Source organism: Hydrogenovibrio halophilus DSM 15072 (assembly GCF_000384235.1).
Lineage (GTDB): Bacteria > Pseudomonadota > Gammaproteobacteria > Thiomicrospirales > Thiomicrospiraceae > Hydrogenovibrio > Hydrogenovibrio halophilus.
Genome location: NZ_KB913033.1, coordinates 675,948 through 685,729, shown reverse-complemented (window position 1 = coordinate 685,729; position 9,782 = coordinate 675,948). Strand labels below are relative to the sequence as shown.

8 protein-coding genes, 1 tRNA gene and 2 rRNA genes are annotated in these 9,782 nt (G+C 51.1%); 7 read left to right on the top strand and 4 right to left on the bottom strand.

Annotation, left to right across the window (positions count from 1 at the left end; translation table 11 throughout):
• Positions 1 to 57: 57 nt before the first annotated feature.
• The 5 genes from A377_RS0103280 to A377_RS0103265 all read left to right on the top strand — a co-directional run bounded on the left by A377_RS0103280 (position 58) and on the right by A377_RS0103265 (position 4,426).
• Positions 58 to 2,921: ribosomal RNA gene (locus A377_RS0103280) — 23S ribosomal RNA — on the top strand.
• Between the two features lie 174 nt (positions 2,922 to 3,095).
• Positions 3,096 to 3,210: ribosomal RNA gene (gene rrf / locus A377_RS0103275) — 5S ribosomal RNA — on the top strand.
• A 44-nt stretch (positions 3,211 to 3,254) separates the two neighbouring features.
• Entirely contained in the window at positions 3,255 to 3,398 is a 144-nt protein-coding gene (locus tag A377_RS13095) for a hypothetical protein (RefSeq protein WP_157760722.1), read from the top strand.
• Between the two features lie 89 nt (positions 3,399 to 3,487).
• Positions 3,488 to 4,246 carry a type III pantothenate kinase gene (locus A377_RS0103270; protein ID WP_019894731.1) on the top strand — a complete coding sequence of 253 codons (759 nt, stop codon included), beginning with the start codon at positions 3,488 to 3,490 and terminating at the stop codon, positions 4,244 to 4,246.
• 104 nt (positions 4,247 to 4,350) lie between these two features.
• Positions 4,351 to 4,426, top strand: a tRNA-Thr gene (locus tag A377_RS0103265).
• 77 nt (positions 4,427 to 4,503) lie between these two features.
• On the opposite strand, the gene A377_RS12945 is transcribed toward A377_RS0103265, so the two are convergent.
• On the bottom strand, positions 4,504 to 4,689 hold the full coding sequence (locus A377_RS12945) for a tyrosine-type recombinase/integrase (protein ID WP_083919088.1): 186 nt from the start codon (positions 4,687 to 4,689) through the stop codon (positions 4,504 to 4,506).
• Between the two features lie 24 nt (positions 4,690 to 4,713).
• Complete coding sequence (locus A377_RS12940; RefSeq protein ID WP_083919087.1) at positions 4,714 to 5,541, bottom strand: DUF2726 domain-containing protein; 828 nt, start codon at positions 5,539 to 5,541, stop codon at positions 4,714 to 4,716.
• Between the two features lie 297 nt (positions 5,542 to 5,838).
• Here A377_RS12940 and fabA point away from each other — a divergent pair, with 297 nt between their 5' ends.
• A complete protein-coding gene (gene fabA / locus A377_RS0103245) occupies positions 5,839 to 6,354 on the top strand; it encodes a 3-hydroxyacyl-[acyl-carrier-protein] dehydratase FabA (RefSeq protein WP_019894728.1) in 516 nt (171 codons plus the stop codon).
• Position 6,355: 1 nt separating this feature from the next.
• Positions 6,356 to 7,576, top strand: coding sequence for a beta-ketoacyl-ACP synthase I (gene fabB / locus A377_RS0103240; protein ID WP_019894727.1), 1,221 nt, complete (start codon positions 6,356 to 6,358; stop codon positions 7,574 to 7,576).
• Between the two features lie 60 nt (positions 7,577 to 7,636).
• Here the strand turns inward: fabB and A377_RS0103235 are convergent, their stop codons facing one another.
• Both A377_RS0103235 and ftsY read right to left on the bottom strand, forming a co-directional pair.
• The gene (locus A377_RS0103235) at positions 7,637 to 8,572 is read right to left on the bottom strand and encodes a DUF2914 domain-containing protein (protein ID WP_019894726.1); all 936 of its coding nucleotides are present in this window, start codon (positions 8,570 to 8,572) and stop codon (positions 7,637 to 7,639) included.
• The gene (gene ftsY, locus A377_RS0103230) at positions 8,572 to 9,720 is read right to left on the bottom strand and encodes a signal recognition particle-docking protein FtsY (RefSeq protein WP_019894725.1); all 1,149 of its coding nucleotides are present in this window, start codon (positions 9,718 to 9,720) and stop codon (positions 8,572 to 8,574) included. The genes A377_RS0103235 and ftsY overlap by 1 nt, the downstream gene beginning before the upstream one ends.
• Between the last annotated feature and the right edge of the window lie 62 nt (positions 9,721 to 9,782).

Below are 9,782 nucleotides of genomic sequence, written 5' to 3'. Positions count from 1 at the left end.
TGTATGACTCAAAGTTGATAACTCGAAACAAAAGGCCGAGTTTGATTTGAGTTGTATAGTTAAGTGACTAAGCGTACACGGTGGATGCCTAGGCGGTAGAAGGCGATGAAGGACGTGATAGCCTGCGATAAGCTTCGGCGAGGTGGCAAATAACCTTTGACCCGGAGATTTCCGAATGGGAAAACCCACTCAGTTTACTGAGTATCCTGCTTGCAGGAGGCAAACCCGGAGAACTGAAACATCTAAGTACCCGGAGGAAAAGGAATCAACCGAGATTCCCCAAGTAGCGGCGAGCGAACGGGGATTAGCCCTTAAGCATAGATAAGGTTAGCAAAACCCTCTGGAAAGTGGGACGGTACAGGGTGATAGTCCCGTATGCGAAAACCTTTTTTATGTGAAAACGAGTAGGACGGAACACGTGAAACTCTGTCTGAACATGGGGGGACCACCCTCCAAGGCTAAATACTCTCTACCGACCGATAGTGAACCAGTACCGTGAGGGAAAGGCGAAAAGAACCCCTGAAGGGGAGTGAAATAGAACCTGAAACCGTGTACGTACAAGCAGTAGGAGCCCACTTGTTGGGTGACTGCGTACCTTTTGTATAATGGGTCAGCGACTTACGTTATGTTGCGAGGTTAACCGAATAGGGGAGCCGAAGGGAAACCGAGTCTTAAATGGGCGACTAGTAGCGTGGCGTAGACCCGAAACCGGGCGATCTATCCATGGCCAGGTTGAAGGTGCCGTAACAGGTACTGGAGGACCGAACCCACGTATGTTGAAAAATGCGGGGATGAGTTGTGGATCGGAGTGAAAGGCTAATCAAGCCCGGAGATAGCTGGTTCTCCTCGAAATCTATTTAGGTAGAGCCTCATGTCTCACTGCCGGGGGTAGAGCACTGTTATGGTCTAGCGGGCCGTCAAGGCTTAGCAGCCCATTGCAAACTCCGAATACCGGCAAGTGCAATCATGGGAGACAGACATCGGGTGCTAACGTCCGGTGTCAAGAGGGAAACAACCCAGACCACCAGCTAAGGTCCCTAAACACTGCTCAGTGGGAAAGGATGTGGGAAGGCTCAGACAGTCAGGAGGTTGGCTTAGAAGCAGCCATCCTTTAAAGAAAGCGTAATAGCTCACTGATCGAGTCGGCCTGCGCCGAAGATTTAACGGGGCTAAGCAGTGTACCGAAGCTGTGGACTCTTTTAAGAGTGGTAGAGGAGCGTCGTGTAAGCCTGCGAAGGGGAATTGAGAAGTTTCCTGGAGGTATCACGAGTGCGAATGCTGACATGAGTAGCGATAAAGGGAGTGAAAAGCTCCCTCGCCGAAAGACCAAGGTTTCCTACGCAACGTTAATCGACGTAGGGTTAGTCGACCCCTAAGACGAGGCCGCAAGGCGTAGTCGATGGGAAACAGGTTAATATTCCTGTACTTTTTATTACTGCGATGGAGAGACGGAGAAGGCTAGGCCAGCTTACAGATGGTGTAAGTTTAAGGTGGTAGGCAGAACGCTTAGGCAAATCCGGGCGTTCAATGTCGAGAACCGATGACGAGCTCATTGCGAGTGAAGTGGTTGATGCCATGCTTCCAAGAAAATCTTCTAAGCTTCAGGTAATAGGAAATCGTACCCCAAACCGACACAGGTGGTCAGGATGAGAATTCCAAGGCGCTTGAGAGAACTCGGGTGAAGGAACTAGGCAAAATGACACCGTAACTTCGGGAGAAGGTGTGCCCCTGATGGTGAAGCACTTGCTGCGTAAGCTATTAGGGGTTGCAGAGACCAGGTGGCTGCAACTGTTTACTAAAAACACAGCACTCTGCTAAATCGTAAGATGACGTATAGGGTGTGACGCCTGCCCGGTGCCGGAAGGTTAATTGATGGGGTTAGGACTTGTCCGAAGCTCTTGATCGAAGCCCCGGTAAACGGCGGCCGTAACTATAACGGTCCTAAGGTAGCGAAATTCCTTGTCGGGTAAGTTCCGACCTGCACGAATGGCGTAATGATGGCCACACTGTCTCCACCCGAGACTCAGCGAAATTGAAATCGCAGTTAAGATGCTGCGTACCCGCGGCTAGACGGAAAGACCCCGTGAACCTTTACTACAGCTTTACACTGGACTTTGACCCTACTTGTGCAGGATAGGTGGGAGGCTATGAAACTGCGACGCCAGTCGTAGTGGAGCCACCCTTGAAATACCACCCTGGTAGTGTTGAGGTTCTAACCTCGGTCAGTGAATCCTGATCAGGGACAGTGTATGGTGGGTAGTTTGACTGGGGCGGTCTCCTCCCAAAGCGTAACGGAGGAGCGCGAAGGTACCCTCAGCACGGTCGGACATCGTGCATTGAGCGCAAGAGTAAAAGGGTGCTTGACTGCGAGACAGACACGTCGAGCAGGTGCGAAAGCAGGTTCTAGTGATCCGGTGGTTCTGAGTGGAAGGGCCATCGCTCAACGGATAAAAGGTACTCCGGGGATAACAGGCTGATACCGCCCAAGAGTTCATATCGACGGCGGTGTTTGGCACCTCGATGTCGGCTCATCACATCCTGGGGCTGAAGTCGGTCCCAAGGGTATGGCTGTTCGCCATTTAAAGTGGTACGCGAGCTGGGTTTAGAACGTCGTGAGACAGTTCGGTCCCTATCTGCCGTGGGCGTTGGAGAATTGAGAGGGGCTGCTCCTAGTACGAGAGGACCGGAGTGGACGAACCTCTGGTGTTCGGGTTGTCACGCCAGTGGCATTGCCCGGTAGCTATGTTCGGGAAGGATAACCGCTGAAAGCATCTAAGCGGGAAACCTGCCTCGAGATAAGTTCTCCCTGGGCTTTAAGCCCTCTGAAGGGCCGTTGAAGACGACAACGTTGATAGGCTGGGTGTGGAAGTTCAGTAATGGATGAAGCTAACCAGTACTAATTACCCGTGCGGCTTAACTATACAACTCAAAGAAAACTTGGTCTTTTAAAGAGACGGTTTTGAGTTGGCTGAGGTTAGGCTGACAGCTTGAGAGTCAAAAACAACACAAAGACTGTTACCGAGTCGAGATTGAAACCAAGAGATTTTTCCAAATTCCGACAACGAGTTGAAAGACTGGTTGTCAGTACCCAATTGCTTGGGGACCATAGCGAGATGGAACCACCTGATCCCATGCCGAACTCAGAAGTGAAACGTCTCAGCGCCGATGGTAGTGTGGGAGGTCCCATGTGAGAGTAGGTCATCCCCAAGCTTATATCCTGAACCCGTGAGTGCGAAAGCCTCATGGGTTTTTTTATGTCTGAAACTCAGGCGAATCCCCTTTTTATCCCTTTTTTACCAGGCCTGGTGAAAACAGGATTTTTTACGCCAAATGATGGTGCGATTGTGTATGATAACGGCGCTTGTACACTGGCGGAATGCTTGGTGTCGGGCGCGTAAGGCTATTAATGGTCACACGCAAAGATCAGCAATCTACAATGAGCCGTGGGCGAGGATGGATTGGCTCGCGCAAGGCAAACTAGGGAATTATGAAAGTATTTTTTGAACTGGGAAATTCGCAGCTCAAGGCCGCCGTTCTTGTCAGGGGCGAGTACGACTATCTGGGACGGGTGCCGAATAAGACCGTAGAAAAGGCCACATTTGTCTCGGAATTTGATTTGCAAAATGCTGAGGTGGAAGCGGTATTTCTCAGTTCGGTCGCCAGCGCGGATATGAACTCTCTGTTCATTCAGCAGGTACAAGCCGCGTTTGGGTGTTACCCCACTATGCTGACAACTCAGCATGAGAGTGCCGGGATTGAGTGTGGTTACCATCAATTTGAACAATTGGGTGTGGACCGCTGGATGGCCATCATCGGTGCCACCGATGGCAGTGCCAGGCCGGTGCTGATTGTCGACGCCGGAACCGCTTTGACCGTCGACGTGGTCGAGGATCGTGTGCATCAGGGCGGTTTCATCGTGCCGGGACTGTCGTTGATGCGACAAACCTTGTTTGACAGAACTGCCCAGGTAAAACTGGCCAGTCTGAAACAGGCGTCAGAGTCTCAGGAAGAAGATGCCTTGCTCGCCAGAGACACAGAAAACGGTGTGCTGGGCGGGACCCTTTATATGGTCGCTGCCTACATCAACCAGTTGGTCAATGACATGGAGTCCGAGACAGGACGCAAGTTTGATTGTATTGGCACAGGTGGCGACTTTCCCACGATACAATCGATGCTGGATCGCCATTTTGACTACATAGAAGACTTGACGCTGCTGGGCATGGTAAAAGTGATAGAGGCGGGTTAATGCTCGTGTAACACATGCCTAAAAACGCCATGATAAAAAACGTTTTCTCAGAGCTTTCAGGGTCTTGACATAGCAGCTGGAGGCACTATAATACGCGTCATTCCGCCGAAATAGCACAATTGGTAGTGCAACTGATTTGTAATCAGTAGGTTGGGGGTTCAAGTCCCTCTTTCGGCACCACCTTCAAAGCCCCCATTCATGGGGGTTTTTCATTTCCGGCAAAAATATTCAGACCTCAGAATTACCACAACGAATTACTACCCTGTAGTAATTTGAGTAATCGGATTCAATTTTAAGGCTTCGCTCAAATAATCATCAGACAGATGGGCATAGCGCATGGTCATTTTTATGACAGTGTGGCCAAGTATCTTTTGCAAGGTAAGCAAATGACCGCCGCCCATGATGAAGTAACTGGCGAACGTGTGTCTAAGAACGTGTGACATTTGCCCTGGGGTAAAACCCCAAAATCAAGATGATCTGGTGGGGTAGATAGTAGAAATTATGTTAGAAATCACTGTTTCACGATCATAGTACCAGGCAAAGGGGACCCAAACTATAGGAACACCAGCTGATGATAATACATCATCAACAAATGCATCACGTTGTATACGATCTGATCTGTCATGACTGGAATCATTCAACTCAATGGCACAAACGATTTTTAAACTCTTATCTACCAATAAAAAATCAATATGCTTGCTTTTCGTTTTGTGAAAAAGAGAATCATGAAGGGATTTATCAATCCGTTTATAAAAAGTTATATCAATAAGATCAAGAAGGCGGACACTGCCCATGATTGTGAATTTTCCATTAGTAATTTCAAGCAAAAAGTAATAGAAATCATTTTCGGCATCAGTAAAAATAGGCTTTGGTTTCAGGAATGGATACAGAACGTTGTTCCGCTGTTCATGAGGAATAAGATGAGACAAAGATTTGTGCGCAGATGAATAAAAATACTTTTTGTGCTTGGATAGATATTCTAGAAAATAAGGTCTCTGAGACGCCTTCTGTTTTTTTTTGATCTGTACTTGATTAATCCGTCTATTTTGTGAATACGACCTGTGTGTCTGTTTCTTTTGAACCGGTGTCTTTTGGTTGCCATTACGTTTTTGATTCGTCCGCCTTTTGTTGGGTTGAAAACGCGTCCTTGAAGAATAGCCATTAGTAAAGTCTAGGTGAGTTATACCAAAAAGATGGCGAATAAGGTCAGGGAGGTACAGAACCGACAAAGCGACAAGGAACAAAATTCCCAGAATGGCAGCAAAGAAATAGATAACTGAAAAGAAAGAATCCATGAATCAGCATATTATCAAGTTAGCAAAATTCTGTAAAGTGATGGGGTTACTACAAGAGGTCGAAATCAGGGGCAATTAATGTATAATTTGCGCCTGAGAATGCGGGGGTGGGCCTTATTCAAAGGTCTTGTAATCAGTAGGTTGGGGGTTCAAGTCCCTCTTTCGGCACCAGATTCCAAGCCCGCCTTCCATTCGGAATGCGGGCTTTTTTGTCTGTGGCGGTCGTGCCCGGTTTGATTGTAATGAAATTTGTACAGCTGTTATAATACTTGAAATCTTTGATTATCTGGAAACTGAATGGAAAAGCAATCAAGCTACACCAAAGACGAACTTCTGGCTTGCGGGCATGGTGAATTGTTCGGGCCAGGCAATGCCCAGTTGCCCTTGCCCCCGATGCTGATGTTCGATCGCATCACCCATATTTCGGACGAAGGCGGTGCCTACGGCAAGGGTCAGATGCGTGCCGAATTGGATGTGAAACCGGACCTGTGGTTTTTTGAATGCCATTTCAACAATGACCCGGTGATGCCAGGTTGCCTGGGGCTGGATGCGATGTGGCAGTTGATTGGCTTTTTTCTCGGCTGGAGCGGTGGTCCCGGACGCGGTCGAGCACTGGGCGCAGGCGAGGTCAAGTTTTATGGTCAGGTACTGCCTAAAGCCAAAAAGGTCGAGTATGTCATTGATATGAAGCGCGTGATCAAACGCAAATTATATATGGGCATCGCCACAGCGCATCTTTATGTGGATGGGCGCGAAATCTACTCGGCCGATGATTTGAAGGTCGGACTGTTTACCAACACGGATAATTTTTAAAATGAAAAGAGTTGTTATCACCGGTCTGGGCGTGGTTTCAAGCCTGGGCAATGACAAGGAAGCCGTTACCGAGTCGCTGAAAAAAGGGCGTTCCGGCATTGAATTTGCACCAGAGTACAAAGAAAACGGGCTGCGTTCTCAAGTGCATGGTTCCATCAAAAACCTGGATCTGTCCGAGCACATTCACCGTAAAACCTTGCGTTTTATGGGCGATGCGGCTGCTTATACCTACATTGCCATGGATCAGGCCATCAAAGATGCCGGCCTGACGGAAGAGCAGGTTTCCAATGAGCGCACCGGGCTGATTGCCGGTTCCGGTGGCGGTTCCAATGCCCAGTCGGTCAAGGCCGTGGAAACCGCAAAAACACGCGGCGTCAAACGTGTCGGTCCTTATATGGTGACCCGTACCATGGGCAGCACGGTTTCCGCCTGTCTGGCCACGCCTTTCAAAATCAAGGGCGTCAACTTCTCCATCAGTTCAGCCTGTTCCACCTCGGCCCACTGTATTGGCACGGCCGTTGAACAGATTCAACTGGGCAAGCAGGATGTGGTATTTGCCGGTGGCGGTGAAGAGCTGGATTGGACCATGTCGGTGTTGTTCGATGCAATGGGTGCCCTGTCCACCAAATACAACGACACACCTGAAAAAGCCTCACGTGCTTACGATGCCGGTCGTGATGGTTTTGTCATCGCTGGCGGTGGTGGCATGGTTGTGGTCGAGGAACTCGAACACGCCCTGGCGCGCGGTGCCAAAATTTATGCTGAAATCACCGGCTACGGTTCCAATTCCGATGGCTATGATATGGTGGCCCCGTCCGGTGAAGGCGCTGTGCGTTGCATGAAAATGGCCCTGCAGAACATTTCCGGCCCAATTGATTACATCAATCCGCATGGGACTTCGACCCCGGTGGGCGATACCAAGGAAGCGGCGGCCATTCGCGAAGTTTATGGCGATCAGGTGCCCAATATCAGTTCCACCAAGTCTTTGTCCGGCCATTCACTGGGCGCGGCCGGGGTGCATGAATTCATCTACAGCCTCCTGATGCTGGAAAACGATTTCATTGCCCCGTCGGTGAACATTGAAAATCTGGACCCGGAAGTGGAAGGCATGCCGATTGTGACCGAACTGGTCGAAAATGCGGGTCTGAACCGTATGATGAGCAACAGCTTCGGTTTTGGCGGCACCAATGCCTCATTGGTGTTTGAAAAATACACCGACTGATACCGCTCGGATTGTCAGGATGTTTAAAAAGCCGCTTCAGCGGCTTTTTTGTTTGAGGCCTCAGTCAGCCGTTTTGGTTGAGGAAATGTAATCAAATTCGAAGCGGTCAATCACCTTGCCCTCTTCGTTTTCAATGTCGATACGCCAGTGTCCGGCCCAGGCACTGCTCAGTTGTTTGCTGGACCAGGTTCGGAAATCGTCGCTGCCAATCGTCAATGGCACTTTCGCCATCGAGCGGTTCTGATAATACCAGTGGTGGCTCAGCGTCTGGCCTTTGGCCCCTTCGATTTCGGTGAAAAAAGTGACTTGCCGAACGTATTTGGGGATCGGGCTGTTCAGTCGTTCTGTGGGTTCCATTTGTTGAACCTCGCGCGTGAGCTGCATCCGTTTGATCTCAATGGGCGATGAGACCACGGCCGGGATCGGTGCGTCATTGGCGCGGAGATCGGCGTAATCCTGCTTGCGCGCCATCAGGTCTTTACGCGCCTGGTCACTGATCAGACTCAATTCTGTTTTTTCTTGTTCAGGCGGTGATGCCTGATCGGTTTCCACATCTGCGTCGTTTTTGCTGACGGGCGGTTGCTCTGATAATGTCTGATTTGCCAGCAGGGACATGTCTGGCTGGGATGGCACTTTCGGCGTTGCGGCTTCCGGGGCCCGTGTTTCCGGTTCTGCGCTTGGTTTTTTCGCCAGGGTATCGACTGGCTGGTCCGTTTCGATGTTGTGTACCATCAGGCTGGCGGTGGCGATGCCGGCCAGGGCCATCATGACCCACCACGCCAGTCTCTGACGCCAGGGACGCTGCTTGCCAGCGAGCAGGGTTTCGGCCAGATCGGTCTCGTAGGCTTCAAACCCGGCCTGAAAAAACGCTCTCAGGGTCTGGTCATAGCGTATCTGGCTGGGCATGGAGCTCTGTGACAGCCCGGATTTGGCGGTGCGATAGCCTTTTTTGAAGGCATAGAGCTCGTGCGCGTTTTCGGTGTCTGGCAGTCGCATCAGCCGTCATCGCGAGCGAACAGGGCGTCCACAAAGCTTTCGGCGTCAAAGGGCCGCAAATCGTCCATGGATTCGCCCACGCCGATAAAGCGCACCGGCAGCCCCAGTTGTTTGGACAGGGCCACAATGATGCCGCCTTTGGCGGTGCCGTCGAGCTTGGTCAGAGTCAGGCCGGTGACATCCACGGCCTGATGAAACTGTCTGGCCTGACTGAGGGCATTCTGTCCGTTGCCGGCATCCAGCACCAGCATGACTTCGTGCGGTGCGGTTGCGTCCACCTTCTGCATCACCCGTTTGACCTTTTTCAGTTCTTCCATCAGGTTGGACTGGGTGTGCAGACGCCCGGCGGTATCGGCAATGAGGATGTCCATGTTTTTGGCGGTGGCGGATTGAATGGCATCAAAAATCACGGCGGCGGAATCGGCACCGGTTTTCTGAGCCATGACCGGCACCCGATTGCGTTCACCCCAGGTCTGAAGCTGTTCCACAGCGGCGGCGCGGAAAGTGTCGCCCGCGGCCAGCATCACAGAACGTCCGTCGTCCTGAAATGTCTTGGCCAGTTTGCCGATGGTGGTGGTTTTGCCCACCCCATTGACCCCAACCATCAGAATCACATACGGTTTGTCTGAGTTGGGGATGGTCAGCGGTTTTGAGACCGGTGCCAGCATTTCGGTTAATTGCGCCTTGAGGCTGTCGATCAGAGCCTGCGGGTCCTTCAGGGTTTTGCGCGAGACCTGATCGGTCAGGTTTTCAATGATCTCATCCGTGGCCTCGATGCCGATGTCGGCACTGAGCAGAATCATTTCCAACTCGTCCAGCAGGTCGTCGTCAATTTCCTTGCGTCCCAGTACCAGACTGGCCAGACTGTCGCTGAAGCCTTTGCGGGTTTTGGCCAGACCGGCTTTCAGCCGCGCAAAAAAGCCCTTGCTCGACTTGGTGGGCTGGGCATCGGAGCCCGCTTCGGTGGTACTGGCCTGCTCGGCTTGGGCCGCCGTTTCCGCACCGGCAGGGGCCGAAGCGTTTTCGGTTTCAGTTTCAGGCTGGGAACCGGTGTCCTCAAGGGACTGTTCGGCTGGCACTTGCGCGTCGGCGGATTCCGTGTCGTTTGGGTTGTCCGGACGTTTTTTGCGTTTAAACAGGTTCAGCATTGATGTGTTTCCAGCGTTTTTAAGGAACCTCTGATTGAATCGGTTTGAGCTTCTGCGGGACT

What these genes read in the sequence shown, in the direction of transcription:
- A377_RS13095 (WP_157760722.1), top strand. Translation starts at nt 3,255, where the DNA reads ATGTCTGAAACTCAGGCGAATCCCCTTTTTATCCCTTTTTTACCAGGC.
- A377_RS0103270 (WP_019894731.1), top strand. Translation starts at nt 3,488, where the DNA reads ATGAAAGTATTTTTTGAACTGGGAAATTCGCAGCTCAAGGCCGCCGTT.
- A377_RS12945 (WP_083919088.1), bottom strand. Translation starts at nt 4,689, where the DNA reads ATGTCACACGTTCTTAGACACACGTTCGCCAGTTACTTCATCATGGGC.
- A377_RS12940 (WP_083919087.1), bottom strand. Translation starts at nt 5,541, where the DNA reads ATGGATTCTTTCTTTTCAGTTATCTATTTCTTTGCTGCCATTCTGGGA.
- fabA (WP_019894728.1), top strand. Translation starts at nt 5,839, where the DNA reads ATGGAAAAGCAATCAAGCTACACCAAAGACGAACTTCTGGCTTGCGGG.
- fabB (WP_019894727.1), top strand. Translation starts at nt 6,356, where the DNA reads ATGAAAAGAGTTGTTATCACCGGTCTGGGCGTGGTTTCAAGCCTGGGC.
- A377_RS0103235 (WP_019894726.1), bottom strand. Translation starts at nt 8,572, where the DNA reads ATGCGACTGCCAGACACCGAAAACGCGCACGAGCTCTATGCCTTCAAA.
- ftsY (WP_019894725.1), bottom strand. Translation starts at nt 9,720, where the DNA reads ATGCTGAACCTGTTTAAACGCAAAAAACGTCCGGACAACCCAAACGAC.